The sequence below is a fragment of the Sorangium sp. So ce281 genome, assembly GCF_051527395.1.
Taxonomy (GTDB): Bacteria; Myxococcota_A; Polyangia; order Polyangiales; family Polyangiaceae; genus Sorangium; species Sorangium cellulosum_B.
In genome coordinates this window covers 12,087,359-12,102,625 of the sequence record NZ_CP150322.1, presented here as the reverse complement: position 1 = coordinate 12,102,625, position 15,267 = coordinate 12,087,359, and the positions used below count along the sequence as shown (strand labels likewise).

The 15,267-nt window shown below is 71.0% G+C and carries 14 protein-coding genes; 13 read left to right on the top strand and 1 reads right to left on the bottom strand.

Annotation, left to right across the window (positions count from 1 at the left end):
* Window positions 1-18: 18 nt before the first annotated feature.
* A complete protein-coding gene (locus tag WMF27_RS46410) occupies window positions 19-2,469 on the bottom strand; it encodes a DUF2169 domain-containing protein (RefSeq protein WP_437762458.1) in 2,451 nt (816 codons plus the stop codon).
* Window positions 2,470-2,828: 359 nt separating this feature from the next.
* On the opposite strand from WMF27_RS46410, the gene WMF27_RS46405 reads away from it, so the two are divergent.
* From WMF27_RS46405 to WMF27_RS46345, 13 genes are all read left to right on the top strand, one after another.
* Entirely contained in the window at window positions 2,829-3,212 is a 384-nt protein-coding gene (locus WMF27_RS46405; protein ID WP_437762459.1) for a (2Fe-2S) ferredoxin domain-containing protein, read from the top strand.
* Entirely contained in the window at window positions 3,212-3,670 is a 459-nt protein-coding gene (locus WMF27_RS46400; protein WP_437762460.1) for a hypothetical protein, read from the top strand. Before WMF27_RS46405 ends, WMF27_RS46400 begins: the two co-directional genes overlap by 1 nt.
* 5 nt (window positions 3,671-3,675) lie before the next feature.
* Window positions 3,676-4,242: an isochorismatase family protein gene (locus WMF27_RS46395; RefSeq protein ID WP_437762461.1), complete on the top strand. Its 567-nt coding sequence runs from the start codon at window positions 3,676-3,678 to the stop codon at window positions 4,240-4,242.
* A gap of 130 nt (window positions 4,243-4,372) precedes the next feature.
* Window positions 4,373-5,779: a sigma-54-dependent transcriptional regulator gene (locus WMF27_RS46390; RefSeq protein WP_437762462.1), complete on the top strand. Its 1,407-nt coding sequence runs from the start codon at window positions 4,373-4,375 to the stop codon at window positions 5,777-5,779.
* A gap of 205 nt (window positions 5,780-5,984) precedes the next feature.
* A complete protein-coding gene (gene gspC / locus WMF27_RS46385; RefSeq protein ID WP_437762463.1) occupies window positions 5,985-6,959 on the top strand; it encodes a type II secretion system protein GspC in 975 nt (324 codons plus the stop codon).
* Window positions 6,960-7,000: 41 nt separating this feature from the next.
* Entirely contained in the window at window positions 7,001-7,300 is a 300-nt protein-coding gene (locus WMF27_RS46380; protein ID WP_437762464.1) for a hypothetical protein, read from the top strand.
* 82 nt (window positions 7,301-7,382) lie between these two features.
* On the top strand, window positions 7,383-9,953 hold the full coding sequence (gene gspD, locus WMF27_RS46375; RefSeq protein WP_437762465.1) for a type II secretion system secretin GspD: 2,571 nt from the start codon (window positions 7,383-7,385) through the stop codon (window positions 9,951-9,953).
* Complete coding sequence (gene gspE, locus WMF27_RS46370) at window positions 9,950-11,725, top strand: type II secretion system ATPase GspE (RefSeq protein ID WP_437762466.1); 1,776 nt, start codon at window positions 9,950-9,952, stop codon at window positions 11,723-11,725. Before gspD ends, gspE begins: the two co-directional genes overlap by 4 nt.
* Window positions 11,726-11,733: 8 nt before the next feature.
* Window positions 11,734-12,960: a type II secretion system inner membrane protein GspF gene (gene gspF / locus WMF27_RS46365; protein ID WP_437762467.1), complete on the top strand. Its 1,227-nt coding sequence runs from the start codon at window positions 11,734-11,736 to the stop codon at window positions 12,958-12,960.
* Window positions 12,961-12,966: 6 nt separating this feature from the next.
* Entirely contained in the window at window positions 12,967-13,380 is a 414-nt protein-coding gene (locus tag WMF27_RS46360; protein WP_437762468.1) for a type II secretion system protein GspG, read from the top strand.
* 3 nt (window positions 13,381-13,383) lie between these two features.
* A complete protein-coding gene (locus WMF27_RS46355) occupies window positions 13,384-13,833 on the top strand; it encodes a type II secretion system protein (RefSeq protein ID WP_437762469.1) in 450 nt (149 codons plus the stop codon).
* 24 nt (window positions 13,834-13,857) lie between these two features.
* Window positions 13,858-14,556 carry a pilus assembly FimT family protein gene (locus WMF27_RS46350; protein WP_437762470.1) on the top strand — a complete coding sequence of 233 codons (699 nt, stop codon included), beginning with the start codon at window positions 13,858-13,860 and terminating at the stop codon, window positions 14,554-14,556.
* Window positions 14,556-15,215 carry a type IV pilus modification PilV family protein gene (locus tag WMF27_RS46345; protein WP_437762471.1) on the top strand — a complete coding sequence of 220 codons (660 nt, stop codon included), beginning with the start codon at window positions 14,556-14,558 and terminating at the stop codon, window positions 15,213-15,215. Before WMF27_RS46350 ends, WMF27_RS46345 begins: the two co-directional genes overlap by 1 nt.
* The last annotated feature ends 52 nt before the right edge of the window (window positions 15,216-15,267 follow it).

Here is a 15,267-nt window from a genome sequence, read left to right as displayed (position 1 = left end):
CGGCTGCACGCCCGCCCGTCACGCTCGCGGCGCCGCCATCAACCTCCCCAGCGCCGTCACCCTCAGCGCCGCCGGGTGCATCTCGTACTGATCCTCCTGCAGCTCGAGCGTCGCGATCAGCTTTGCCCTGAACCGCGCCTGCATCGGCAGCTTCTTCGCCAGATCCTCGGGCAGGTACGCCGGCACGGGTCTCGACGAGCCGTCCACCTGCAGCAGCGCGCGGAGATGCACCGCCCCGAACACCGCGCGCTGCTGGTAGCATCGCCTCTCCAGGAGCACCCGCTCTGCCTGCTCCCCGAGGTATCCCTGCGGCACCGAGCGCTTCACCCGCGCGAAGGCGTCCTCGATCCGCTTGGTGAACCCCTCGGTCACCGCCGACGGGCTCAGCAGGTGCGGCATGCTGAGGAAGCCCCTCGCCTCCTCGACGGCGGCGCTCAGCACCTCGTCCCCGGCCGCGAACGTGGCCGCCGTCGTCATCGTCGCCTTCAGCCGCTCGAGCTCGTCGAACGGGAAGTGCAGCTCGCCAGCGAGCAAGGCCAGCGGCGGCACGAACTTCCCGTCCTCGCGGACCGCCCGCTCCAGCGCTCTGCTCAGCTCCGCCTCTTCCGCCGCCTCCCCGCGCGTGAGCACCTCGAAGACCTCGCGCCGGTCCTCGACCGCCATCGGATCCCTGACGATCGCCGGATCGTCGACCTCCGCATCGAGCGGCTTGTCCTCGAGCCCGCGCAGGATCTGCTGAAACGCAGGCTTCCGCCGTATCCGCGGCACCTCCTCGGGGTCGTACCAGATGAACTGCAGCGCTGTGCCCACCTCGAGGCGCGACATCGCTGCCGGCGCTGAGCGCGCAGCCGACGCTGGCTCGACCTTGCTGACCTCGGGGCTCACCACGTGCGCTGCGAGCTGCCCTACCGTCATGGGGGGAGCCGGGTGGCCGCTGCGCTGCTCGGCGGCCCATGGGTTGCTCTCGCGCGCCGGAGCGATCGCGTCCACCGGCACAGGAGCCACGACCCTCGGTGGCGGTGGTGGCGTCGGAGCAAAGAAGACGTCCGAATCCTCGCTGCCCGTGCGCGTTCGGCGGGACGGAGGCGGCGGCGGGGCGGGTTGAGCTCCCATCGCCCATGACGGCGACGACTGGCTGAGCGACGGCGCGGAACCCGGCGGCGCGGAACCCGGCGGCACGGAACCCGGCGGCACGGAGCCCGGCGGCGCGGACACGGCAGGCGGCGCAGCGCCGCCCCAGCCGGACGAGGACTGGGATAGCGGCCGCGGCGAGCTCTGCGCCGGAGGTGCCCCGAAGCTCGGCGCATGCGGCGCATGACCTGATGGCGCAAACGGGAGCACCATGTCGGCCGGCGGGACAATTCCCGGAGCCATCGTCCCCTCGACGCTCTCCGCCTCGGGCGACGGCGCCAGCGGAACGGCCGTCTCGGCGACCTCGCCCCCCCGCGGCTGCGACGCCACCGGTGCGCGCCCCATCGCTCCCCCGGGCCAGCCGGCGCCCGCCCCCTCCGGCGCGAGCTCGACGAGCACTCGCCCCCGCTCCTGCGGGTGCTCGATCGGAACCTGTGCGCGCCACGTCAACATGCACACGGACCTATCCGTGTCGATCCGCAGCGTATCGCAGCGAAACGTGAGCGGCTGCGCCGCCCCCATGGCGCGCTCGAGCACCGCGCGCGGCCGGACGCCGGGCAGGCTCGTGACGAGGCGCGGGTGCTCTGCGTGGAGGTTCTCGAGCGCGATCCGCGCGTCCTCGCGCAGCTCCTTGATCTGCTGGTCCTGCGGCGCGTGATTGAAGCACGAGAAGTCGACGTCTTCCGGAAGCGGCTGCTTGTACCAGTCTCGCAGCGATCCCGGTGCCCCCTTGCGGCCCAGCTTCTCGCGCCTCGACGGCCACGTCGGCGCCAGCGGACCAAAGCCGATCGGAGCAATGAAATCAGAACGGGATGTGACCTTCACGCCGGGGGGCTGGAGGTTCGGAACCATGAACCTCCCCTGCGCGTCCTGCATCCCAGGGCGTAACCCGACAGGATTGACCGTATCTGGCCCCCCCGCGGCGCGCTCGTAGAGCAGCGGCATCCTCGAGAATTTTTGCCCCTCATAGATCGTGCCGTCATGACCAAACGCGCGATCACAGAACACCGCGATCGACTTGTCCACCTCGCCCACGCTGAGCCGGGCGATCAGCGAACGCATGGGTTCCCCACCGGGCGCGAACGCGTGCCCGACCAGCACGACGTCTGCCCAGGGCTTGACGGGGATGAGATCGCAGGCGGCACGAAGGCTCCGGCGAGCATCGTTGTGCCAGTACTGATCGTCCTCGTGCGGCGGCTCCTGCTCTCTTGCCAGCGCAGCCTCGCCCGGGCGCAGCAGGAATGTCGCTTTGCAGACGACGGTGAGCATCCACATGGCGGGGCGTGGCTGCCAGACGACCGAAGCAACCGGCAACGCGCAGTTTGAGACGACATCCATGGCGACGGTCACCATATACGCTGCGGTCTGCGCCGCACACATCCGCCAAATCGCCGCGCTGCCGCCGAGAAACGCGATGTTCCCGCGGCACACCGCGTTCCGAACCGCTCCCGCCGCCCTCCGCCACGGGCGAATCGCGTCCGGAGCCGTCCGAACCTCCCCCGCAGCCGCATCACCGCCTTCCGGTGCGCTCCCCGGCGCTGTTGCCGCCGGAGCATGGCCTTCCGAGGGCCTCGTCGCGCCCCTTGCATCTCCAGAGCAGCTCCGCGGCTCGCTCCCCTCCCCCGCCTCGCCTCCCCCTCCCCCTCCTCCCCCTCCCCAGCTTGACCTGGCCCCCGCGACGCACGAGGATCCGCCTCGTGCCCCAGCGAAAGCGCTACCTCTTCGTCTGCGTCAACCGCCGCCCCGACGGCGTTCCCAAGGGCTCCTGCGCTCAGCGCGGCGCCGAGGGCATCCACGTGCAGCTCAAGGCCGCGCTCGCCGAGCGGGGCCTCGCGAAGGTCGAGGCGCGCGCCTGCTCCGCGAGCTGCCTCGACGTCTGCTGGGCGGGCCCCGTCATCGCCGTGGAGCCGGACGGCTACTTCTACGGCCGCGTGACCCCCGCCGACGTCCCGGAGATCGTCGACGCCCTCGCCTCGGGCCGCCGGGTCGAGCGGCTCGTGCTCCCGCCGGAGGACTTCACCGAGGCGACCGCCGCCCCGCCGCTGCCGGCGCCGCCCCGCGGCGCGCCCCCGGGGGCGTGATGGGCGGGGGCGTGATGCGCGGCTTCGAGTTCTGCGAGACCATGGCCGGGAGCTTCCACCTGGTCGACTCGCCCTCCGACGAGCGGCCCATGTCGTTCACGATCCGCGCGCGCTCGCGCGGCCTCCTCGCCTTCCTGCGCAAGCCCGAGGTCGAGATCGAGGGCGAGATCGACGCCGAGGGCTTCGCCGACCACCGCTACCTCTCGGGGCGGCTCGGCCTCGACGTCGCGCGCACCGGCACCCTGCCCTACTCCTTCGAGTTCACCGCCAACGACGGCCGCCGCTGCGCGTTCGCCGGCCGGAAGACCGTGCGCCCCGGCGATCTCATGACGTCGATGACCGTCCTGCCCGGCGTGCTCGTCGGCGACGGCGGCGCGCTGATCGGCGAGGCGCTCCTCCGCTTCGACCTGCGGAGCGACCTGCTCCGGTTCCTCCGGAGCTTCCGGGCCACGAGGTAGCCACCATGCAAAGGATCGAGCCCGCAGACAGCGCGGTCATCGTCGTCGACGTGCAAGAGAAGCTCGCCGCCGCGATGCCGGCGCCCCAGATGGACGCGCTCACCCGCGCGGCCACGGTGCTGATCGAGGCGGCGCGGCGGCTCGGCGCGGCGGTCATCGCCACCGAGCAGTACCCCGCGGGCCTCGGCCCGACCATCGCGCCCATCGCCGAGCGGCTCGCCCAGGCGGGCGCGCCCGTCGTCCCCAAGATGGAGTTCTCCGCCTGCGGCTCCCCCGAGTTCGAGCGCGTGCTGCGCACGTCGACCGGGCGCGCGCCCCGCGCCGCCATCGTCGTCGGCGTGGAGGCGCACGTCTGCGTCTTCCAGACCGTGCGCGACCTCGCCGCGCGCGGCGTCCTCGTCCAGGTGCCGCTCGACGGCGTCGCCTCCCGCCGCGACGACCACCGGCTCGCCGGCCTCGATCTCTGCCGCGCCGCAGGCGCCACCATCACCACCGCGGAGACCGTCGTCTTCGACTGGCTCAAGATCGCCGGGACGGACGACTTCAAGCAGCTGTCGAAGCTCATCCGCTGACCGATCCCGCGATCTTCGCGGGCGGCGCGCGGGAACCACGGCGGCGTGTCAGTTTGTCAGGCGCCGGATCGGACTTTGTCAGACCCGTGCTCTCCTGGACATGCCGCTGGTGCCTGTGACACAGTGGCGCATGGCTGACGATCTGGCACAAGTCCCCCCGAGCGCGCCGCCCGCTGGCCCCGCCGCGCCGCCGCCCGGCGCGCCGACGGTCCTCGTGGTCGATGACGAGCCGTCGAACGTCGCCTCCATCGAGAAGATCTTCCAGCGCGACGGCATGCGCGTCATCACGGCGGACAGCGCGAAGGCGGCGCTGGAGATCGTGCGCAGCCGCCGCGTCGAGGTCGTCCTGACCGACCTGATGATGCCGGGCGTCAGCGGCCTCGAGCTGCTCCGCGCGCTGAAGCAGCTCGCCCCCGACACCGAGGTCGTGATGATGACGGCCTACGGGACCGTCGAGACCGCGGTCCAGGCCATGCGCGAGGGCGCCTACGACTTCGTGGAGAAGCCGCTCAAGCGGATGACGATCATCAAGAGCGTGCGCAAGGCCGCCGAGCGCCAGTCGCTCGTCGCCGAGAACCGCTCGCTCCGGCAGGAGATCAAGCTGCTCACGAAGCGCGAGATCGTCGGATCGAGCCCGACGCTCCGCCGCGTGCTCGACATCGCGACCCAGGCGGCGCCCTCGAGCGCCACGGTGCTCGTGCTCGGCGAGAGCGGCACCGGCAAGGAGCTGCTCGCGCGCTTCATCCACGAGCGCAGCGCGCGATCGCGGGGGCCGTTCGTCGCGGTCAACTGCGCGGCCATCCCGGAGACCATCCTCGAGGCCGAGCTCTTCGGCCACGAGCGCGGCGCGTTCACCGGCGCCCTGGCGAAGCGCGACGGCCGCTTCGCCAAGGCGGCCGGCGGCACGCTGTTCCTCGACGAGATCGGCGAGCTCTCGCCCGCCGTGCAGGTGAAGCTCCTCCGCGTGCTGCAGGAGGGCGAGTACGAGCCCGTCGGCGGCGACACGGTGCGCGCCGACGTGCGCGTGGTCGCGGCCACCAACAAGGACCTCCGCGCCGAGGTCGCCGCCGGGCGCTTCCGCGAGGACCTGTTCTACCGGCTCAACGTGATCGCGATCACGGCGCCCCCGCTCCGGACCCGCCGCGAGGACATCCCGCTCCTCGTCGACCACTTCCTCGGCGTCTACTGCACGAAGAACAACCGCCCCCGCCTGGAGGCGCCGCGCGACGTGCTCGCGCGCCTGACCGACTACACGTGGCCGGGCAACGTCCGCGAGCTCGAGAACGTGATCGAGCGCGCCGTGGTGCTCTGCCGCGGCGACCAGCTCTCCGTCGACGACCTGCCCGACTTCATCCGCGAGGCCGCCCCCGCCGAGCCGAGCTCGCTCACCTTCTCGGTCGGCACGCCCCTCGACGAGGTCGAGCGCAGGCTCATCCGCGAGACGCTCCGCCACGCCCGCGGGGACAAATCCGTGGCCGCGCAGTTGCTCGGCATCTCCACGCGCACCATCTACCGAAAGCTCGGCGAGCTGGAGTGACGCCGCGCGCGCCGTCCCGCGGACACGGCGCGCTCCCGTGCGCCGGCGCCCCGCGAAGATCCATTTGTCACTTTGGCAACGAAGGCCGTCCGACGCGGCTGGGGCGCGTCACCTTGGCGGGACAGCTCCCGAAATTTCGTGAAGACGAGGGAAACCACCGGCGGTTGACCGCTGGCATGAAACTCGCCTAGAGGAGGATGGGCGCATGGGCATCGACGCGATCCTGAAGCGGTATTTTCCCTGGGTGCTGGGCGCGCTGATCGCGCTCGCCGCCTACTTCCAGGCGTCGGGCATGGGCCAGCTCGTGCTCTCGAGCGTCGCGATCGACGCGCCGCCGGCGCCGCCCAGCCCTCCGACGCGCCCGGCGTCGTTCGGGTCGACCGCGAGCAGCACGGACCACACGACGAGCGCCGCGGCGATCCTCTCGCGCAACCCGTTCGACTCGGTGACGGGGCCGCTCGACGGCAAGCCGGTCGAGATCCCGAGCGCCCCGCACGAGCTGCCCAACAAGGACCCGTACGCGGACCCCTCCTGCGACGGCGCCCGCGTCCTGCTCATCACGCAGGCCGACGATCCCGCGTGGTCGTTCGCGGCCATGGCCGGCTCGGACGGCAAGGCGATCTTGCGCCGGCAAGGGGATGAGATCAGCGGGCAGACCGTTTACTACGTGGGGTGGGATCGGGTCTGGCTGACGTCCGGCAGCTCGCGTTGCCAGGCCGTCGTGGGCCGCAACAGCACCGTCGCCCGCGCCGCGCCGGCGCCGGCGCCCCCGACGACGTCGACGAGCGCGGCGCCGAAGCCCGCCCGCGGCGGCAAGAAGATCCCGCCGGAGCTCGCCGCGAAGATCCAGCGCGTGAGCGAGAACGAGTTCAACGTGGAGCGCAGCGCCGTCGACCACATCCTGGAGAACCAGGGCGAGCTGATGCGCTCCGCGCGTATCGTCCCCGAGAAGGAGGGAGACAAGGTGGTGGGCATCCGTCTCTTCGGGATTCGCCCGGACTCTCTGCTAGGGACGCTCGGGCTGGAGAACGGAGATCGGCTGTCCAGCATCAACGGGTTTGAGATGAGCGATCCGCAGAAGGCCCTCGAGGCCTACGCGCGGCTCCGGACGGCGGACCGGCTCACGGTGAGCATCAACCGCAAGGGCAAGCCGATGAACATCGACTTCAACATCAAGTGAGCGCTCCGGACTGAATTCAGGGACGAAGGCAGGGTAGCGGCATGGCGCGATGGATACGGACGCTGAACGAGGGGAGCCTGCTCCGGCGGACGCTGATGGTGATCGGCACGTTCGTCCTCGGCTCGCTCACGTTCGTCGGAGTCATGAGCCTCGTCCTCGTGTCGGTCGCCAAGGCCGTCCTGCCGCCCCACGACAAAGAGTCCGCGACGGACGCGACGGAGGAGGCCGACAGCGAGGCCGCCGCCGGCGCGAGCAAGACCGCCCTGGGCAAGACCCCTCGCTCGAAGCGGCCGCGGCCCCCCTCGCCGGCCGCGCGCGAAAGCGCGCCGAACGCCGACTGAACGCCGACCGAACGCCGACCGAACGCCGACTGAACGGCGCCGCCTCCCCTACCCACCAACGCAGAGAATATCGAGTCGACTGATGGTGATGACGACCCTCGAGCGATCCTGCTGCCTCCGGAGGAGGCTCCTCGCCGCGCCGGTGGCGGCGCTCGTGCTCGCCGCCGCGGCGCCGCCCGCCGCAGCGCAGCCCGCGAACCGCGGCGCCCCCGTGCTGCGGACCCCCGGCCAGGTCCCGCCGCCCGCCCGCCCCGCGCCGGGCGCGCCGGCCGCAGGCGCTCCGCCGGCCGGCGCGCCGGGCGCAGCCGCGCCGGGCGACGCCGGGGACGACCCGCTCGCCGCGGTCAAGCAAGGGGTCCAGGAGATCGAGTTCAAGCCGAAGCCCGGCGGCTACAAGGTCAGCTTCAACCTCGACGAGGCCGACCTCCCCGAGCTCGTGAAGGCCATCAGCAACATCACGGGGCGCCGCTTCATCTACGGCGGCAAGCTCCGGCAGATCAAGGCCACGGTGTACGCGCCGGAGAAGGTGACCGTCGCCGAGGCGTACAGCGCGTTCCTGTCGATCCTCGCGTCGAACGATCTCACCGTCATCCCCCACGGCCGCTTCCTCAAGATCGTGGAGACGCCGGGCGCGGTGTCCGAGACGACGCCCGTGTTCGGGACCGCCGCGCCCGTGCCCGCGGAGGACCGGTTCGTCACCCGCATGTACCGGCTGTCCCATATCGACGCCAACGAGGCGGGCGGCGTCCTGAGCAAGTTCAAATCGAAGGACGGCGACGTCACCGTCTACCCGCCCGGCAACCTGCTCATCATCACGGACACCGGGACGAACATCCAGCGCATGCTCCGGATCGTCGAGGAGATCGACGTCGGCGGCGCCGGCGATCAGCTCTGGGTGCAGCCCGTTCATTACGGCTCCGCGGCGGAGGTCGCGACCAAGCTGAACGAGATCGTCGACCCGAGCAGGGGCGCGGCGGGCGGCGGCAGGCCCGGCAGGGGCGGCGCCGGCGGCACCAGCGCCCGCATCATCGCGGACGACAGGACCAACTCCCTCGTCATCACCGCCACCGAGCCGGACTACCTGCGCGTCCTCGGCATCCTGAAGCGCCTCGACGTGCCGCAGACGGGCGAGGGGCAGGTCCACGTGCTCTCGCTCCAGCACGCCGGCTGCAAGGAGCTGTCGGCGACGCTGAACCAGATCCTCGGCGGGACCGGCGGCGGCGCGCCCGTGGGCGGCAGGCCGGGCGCGCGCGCCGCCCCCCCGGTGCCGGGCTCGACCGACGACATCTTCGAGGGGCAGGTCAAGGTCACCTGCGACGAGGCGAGCAACAAGCTCCTCATCACGTCGTCGCCCCACGATTACGCCCAGCTGCGCACCGTGATCGACCAGCTCGACGAGCCCCGGCGGCAGGTGTTCATCGAGGCCGTGATCATGGACGTGAACGTCAGCCGCTCGCTCGACTTCGGCATCGGCTACCACGCCGGCGCGCCGTTCGACGGCCTCGACCCGAACGACAGCGTCGTCTACGGCGGCAACAACATCCGCCAGTCCGTCATCGGCCTGCCGGCGCAGCTCGGCGCGCTCGCGCTGGGCATCAAGGGCCCCGCGATCACGGGCTCGAACAACATCCTCGGGACGGGCATCTCGATCCCCGCGTTCGGCGTCGTCCTCCACGCGCTGGCCCAGGACGGCGACTCCAACGTCCTCGCGACGCCGCACATCCTCGCGACCGACAACGTGCCGGCCGAGATCTCGATCGGCCAGAACATCCCGCTCCAGACCAACGTGGGCGGCGGCGGGCTCAACCAGCTCGCGAGCCTGGCCGGCGGCGCGGGCGCCGCGGCGGGCGGGCTCGGCGGGCTCGCCGGCCTGCTCGGCGGCCTCGGCGGCGTCGGCGGCACCGCCGCGCGCCAGGACGTCGGCACGAAGATCAAGGTCGTCCCCCACGTCAACGACTCGGACCAGGTGCGGCTGGAGCTCTCCGAGGAGATCTCCGACGCCGGCGCCCCCCTCGAGGGCGCGCTCGGGGCGATCCCCATCAACAAGCGCACCGCGAGCACCACGCTCGTCGTCCGGGACCAGCAGACCGTCGTGATCGGCGGCCTCATGCGCGACGGGATGACCACCTCGGAGACGAAGATCCCCGTGCTGGGCGACATCCCGGTGCTCGGGTTCCTCTTCCGGCAGCGGGTCAAGACCAAGACGAAGACGAACCTCCTCCTCGTGCTGACGCCCTACGTGATCCGCGATCAGGACGACCTCCGGACCATCTTCGAGCGCAAGATGCAGGAGCGGCAGGAGTTCATCGACCGCTACTTCGTCTTCAGCGAGAGCGCCGCGTGGGAGCCGCCGCGCGACTTCGGCCGCGCGAACGGGCTCCTCGAGGACATCCGCCAGTCGATGCTGGCCGAGGAGGAGCGGGCGCGCCTCGAGGAGGAGGCGCGCCCGAAGGGGCCGCGCGAGCACGCGCCGGTGGATCCGGTCGGCCTGCCGACGTTCGGCGGCAGGCCGACCGGCGCCGCGTCGATGCAGCCCGGCGCGGCCGACATGGAGGGCGAGCCGGCCCAGCTGCCGCCGCCGCCGAACGGCGCCCCGCCGTCGCGGCCCACGCGGCGGCCGCCGGGCGGACGGCAGATGGAGCGCGTGGAATGAGCCTGCAGCAGCAGTACCTCGGCGAGATCCTGGTCCGGCGGGGCGTCGTCCCCGCGGAGCGGCTCGTGCCGCTCTACGACACCGTCCGCGAGCGCGGTCAGTCGCTCGTGGAGCTCATCGTCTCGTCCAACATCGCCGACGAGGCGAGCATCGCCAAGGCGCTCGCGGAGGAGTGCGAGCTCGGCCTCCTCCCGCGCATCGACATCGACGCGGTGCCGCTCGAGCTCGCGAGCCGGGTGCCGATCACCTACGCCAAGCAGCACAAGATCCTGCCGCTCGCCGAGCACGACGGGGTCGTCTACTGCGCCGTCGCCGACCCCCTCGACACGACGGCGATCGACGACGTGCGGGCGCTGTTCGGCAAGCCCGTCGAGATCGCGGTCGCCACGACCGACGCGGTGCTGAACGCGATCAACCGCATCTGGGAGCGCAAGGAGGACGGCGGCGCGAAGCTCGAGGGCGACACGGCGCTCGAGGAGGACAACCTCGTCGACATCATCGACTCGGACGACGACGCCCCGATCATCGCCTGGGTCAACGGCCTCTTCGCGCAGGCGGTCCGCGAGCGGGCGAGCGACATCCACATCGAGCCCGAGGAGCGCGACGTCGTCGTCCGCTACCGGATCGACGGCGAGCTCTACGTCGCGAAGCGCGCCTCGAAGCAGTTCATGGCGCCGATCATCGCCCGCGTGAAGATCATGGCGGCGCTCAACATCGCCGAGAAGCGGCTCCCGCAGGACGGCCGCATCACGCTGAAGATCGCGGGCAAGAGCGTCGACATCCGCGTCTCGACCGTGCCGACGAGCCGCGGCTTCGAGCGGATCGTGATGCGCATCCTGCACAAGGCGTCGGTCCTGCTCGGGCTCGACGACCTCGGCTTCGCGCCGCGCGAGTACGCCATCATGGACGCGCTCATCCAGCGGCCGGACGGCATCATCCTCGTCACGGGCCCGACCGGCAGCGGCAAGACGACGACGCTCTACGCCTGCCTCAACCGGATCAACGAGCCCAGCCGCAACATCCTCACGGCCGAGGACCCGGTCGAGTACGAGATCGGCGGCATCCACCAGATCCACGTCCACCCCGGGATCGGGCTCACCTTCGCCTCGGCGCTCCGCGCGTTCCTCCGCCAGGATCCGGACGTGATCATGGTCGGCGAGATCCGCGACAAGGAGACCGCCGAGATCGCCATCCACGCGTCGCTGACCGGCCACCTGGTGCTCTCGACCCTCCACACGAACGACGCGGCCGCCGCCGTGACCCGCCTCGTCGAGATGGAGATCGAGCCGTTCCTCGTGCGGAGCAGCGTGATCGGCATCCTCGCCCAGCGCCTCGTGCGCCTGCTGTGCCCGGCGTGCAAGGTCGCCTACCGCCCCTCCGATTACGAGCTCCAGCAGCTCGGCCTCGACGAGGACCGGCTCGCCTGGAAGGCGCGGCGGAAGCTCTCGGTCCGCTACAGCGTGCACGGACAGAAATACGGCTACATCGGTCAGGACATCGACCGGGCCGTGTTCTACAAGCCCGGGGGCTGCGACGCCTGCAACCAGAAGGGCTTCATCGGCCGGCGGGGCATCTACGAGCTGATGGTCGTCGATGACGCCGTGGGTCCGCACATCCTGAAGAGCGCGGACGCGCAGACCATCAAGCGGGTCGCCATCTCCCAGGGGATGGATACGCTCCGGGATGACGGGGCGCGCAAGGTGCTCAAGGGCATCACCACCGTCGAGGAGGTCCTCGCGGCGACGCAGGAAGACGTCATCGTCGACGAGTAGGGAAGGCCGTGGCGGTATTCGAATACAGAGGCATCCTCGTCGGCACCGGCAAGCCGGTCAAAGGGGTCCGCGACGCGGAGAACGCGAAGGCCCTCCGGGCCGCCCTGCGCAAGGACGGCATCATGCTCACCGGCGCGACCGAGGAGCAGGCCGCGAAGGCGAAGGCGAAGCGCGATCTCAAGATCTTCGCCTTCGCGGGCCGCCCCTCGACGTCGGACGTCGCCGTGACGACCCGCCAGCTCGCGACGCTCATCGGCGCCGGCATCCCGCTCTTCGAGTCGCTCAACGCGCTCATCGAGCAGGTCGAGAAGGAGTCGCTGAAGAGGGTGCTCACGCAGGTGCGCGAGCAGGTGCGCGAAGGCACGAGCTTCGCCAAGGCCCTCGAGGCGCACCCCTCGGTCTTCCCGCCGCTCTACGTGAGCATGGTGCGCGCCGGCGAGGCGTCCGGCACGCTCGAGGGCGTGCTGACCCGCCTGACCGTCTTCATGGAGAACCAGGCGAAGCTCGTCGGCAAGGTGACCGCCGCCCTCGCCTACCCCGCGCTGATGGCGCTCATCGGCATCGGGCTCATCTCGGTCCTCATGGTCGCGGTCGTGCCGAACGTGACCGGCATCTTCGCCTCCATGGACCAGGCGCTGCCCTGGTACACGGCGGCGCTCATCGGCACGTCGGCGTTCGCCTCGAGCTACTGGTGGCTCGTCCTCCTCGCGCTCGTGGGCGCGGTGTACGGGTTCCGCCGCTGGGTGCGGACGCCGAAGGGCCGCCTCGCGTGGGACACGTTCGTGCTGCAGGCGCCCATCTTCGGCAAGCTCATCCAGATGCTGTCCATCGCGCGCTTCGCGCGGACCCTCGCGACCCTGCTGTCGTCGGGCGTCGCGCTCCTCAGCGCGATGGACATCGTTCGGAGCGTGCTCGGCAACGCCGCCCTGGAGAAGGTCATCATCGACGCCATCGCGTCGATCCGCGAGGGCCAGAGCATCGCCGAGCCGCTGAAGCGGAGCGGCCGGTTCCCGCCGATCGTCACCCACATGATCGCCATCGGCGAGAGGAGCGGGCAGCTGGAGGCGATGCTGGAGAACGTCGCCAATGCCTACGACTCCGCCGTGGAGACCCGCGTCCAGGTGCTCACGAGCCTGCTCGAGCCGCTGATGATCGTCATCATGGGCGGCGCGGTCGCGTTCATCGCGATATCCATCCTCATGCCGCTCATCCAGATGTCGAGCTTCGTCGGGTAGGCGGCTATGGGGCGGCGCAGGAAGCGAGAGAGCACGATCTTCTTCCCCTGGGAGCGCGGCGGCGGGCTCTTCCGGCGGACCGGCATGGCGCGGGTGAGGCCCTTCGCCGCGGGCCTCGCGATGGTGGTCCTCCTGCTGCTCCTCGGCGCGCGCGAGCGGCGCCTCGTGGGAATTCGGTCGACCCGCGCTACGTTGTCCGTCGTCCACGGGGCGATCACCCTGTACCGCGCCGATCACGAGCGGCGGTGCCCGGGTTCCCTGGAAGAGCTGAAGCGCGAGGGATACCTCGCGATCGACCCGGTCGACGCGTGGGGCAGGCCGCTCCGGCTCACCTGTCCCGGAAGGAAGGATCCGGACGGATACGATCTTCTGAGCGACGGACCGGACGGCGAAATAGGTGGCCTTGACAGGGTGGAGTGAGAGATGGAGACGAACAGAGCAAGCAGCGCAAGAAGGATTCGACGGCTGAGCCGGAAGCTCTCGCGGGGCGTGACCCTGGTCGAGGTGCTCATCGTCGTGACGATCATGGCGATCATCGCCGGCGGCGCCACGCTCGTGGTGTGGCCGAAGCTGAAGCAGTCGCGCGTCAAGAGCGCCTATACCGGGGCGACGATCATCAAGAGCGCCGCCGAGCAGTACCAGCAGCTCGGGGCGGGCGGCGAAGGGTGCCCGACGATCCAGACGCTGGTCAGCGCGAAGCAGATCGACGGCAACAAGACGGACGATCCCTGGGGCCAGCCCTACAAGATCAAGTGTGACGAGAACAACGACGTCCATGTCGTCTCGTCCGGCGACGACAGGAAAGAGAACACCCCGGACGACATCCGGGATGACATGAAACAGTCGGATCTCAACAAGATCGCGGAGATGTAGCGCCGCGCGGGAGCAGGAGCGCCCATGGCACGCCGTCGCACGAGGGGACTCACGCTGGTCGAGGTGCTGATCACCGTCACGGTGATCGCGCTCATCAGCGGCTCGGTCATGCTCGGCATGGGCGCTGTCACGAGCGCGCGGCTGAAGCGCAGCGCGGCGCTGCTCGCGGGCGCCGTCCGGGTCGCCTACGCCCACGCGAACGCGAAGTCGAAGCCGGTGCGGCTGGTCTTCGATTTCGAGGAGCGGATGATCGTGCTCGAGGAATCCGCGGGTGAGCTGCTCGTCGAGCGGAACGATCGGGCCGGCGGCGCCGCCGCGGCGACGGAGGCCGAGAAGGCGGCCACGGCGGAGGCCGAGGCGATCCTGAAGGGGCCGCGCGCGCCGCGGCCCTCGTTCGAGCCGGCGAAGGCGTACGGCTTCAACCCCGAGAAGGACAGGCCCGGCAAGGAGCTGTCGAGCGGCGTGCGCTTCCTCCAGGTGGAGACCGGACACCAGGACGAGCCCGTGACGGAGGGGCGGGCGTATCTCTACTTCTGGCCCGGAGGCCAGACCGAGCACGCCGCGATCCAGCTCAGCCTGGGCAGCGGGGAGACCGCGGACGCGGTGATGACGGTGCTCGTCTCGCCGCTGACCGGCAAGACGGACATCAGGAAGGGCAAGGCGAGCATGCCCAGGCCGCGCGACGACGCCGAGGCGTCGGAGCGCGAGGACACGGGGCCCTGATGCGCGCCCGCGGCTTCACCCTGCTCGAGGTGATGGTGGCGGTCGCCATCCTCGGCCTCGGGCTGACGGCGATCCTCTCCGCGCAGGCGGGCGCCTTCTCGGCCGCGGCGCACGCGCGGAACCTCAGCCTCGCGAACGGGCTCGCGCGCTGCAAGATGACCGAGCTCGAGGAGCGGCTCGCCAAGGACGGCCTGCCGGCGCTCGACGAGGCCGACAGCGGGCCGTGCTGCGAGGGCGACGAGTCGCCGAACATCAAGTGCAGCTGGCGCATCGAGAAGCCCGAGATGCCCGAGCCCAAGTACGGCGATCTGGACCTCGACACCAACCTCGAGGGGCTCGGGGCGCTCGGCAGGCCGGGCGAGTCGAGCGGCACCGCGGCCCCGAGCGGCGACATCAACGATCTCGCGCAGTCGCTGGTCGGCGGCGGCGCGGGGGGCGGCGAGTCGGGCGGCGGGATCTCGGGGATCCTGCAGCCGTTCGTCGACATGCTCGCGCCGACGCTCCAGCCCATCTTCGAGGCGAGCGCGCGGCGGGTGACGGTCAAGCTGACCTGGAAGCAAGGGTCCCGGGAGCACGCGTTCGAGCTCGTGCAGTGGGTGACGATCCCCCAGATGGGCCAGCCCGACGAGGGCGCGGGCGGTCAGGGAGGAGGGAGTTGACCGTGGCGACGCGAAGTCCAAGCTCTCCCTGCAGGCGCCGCGGCCGCTCGCG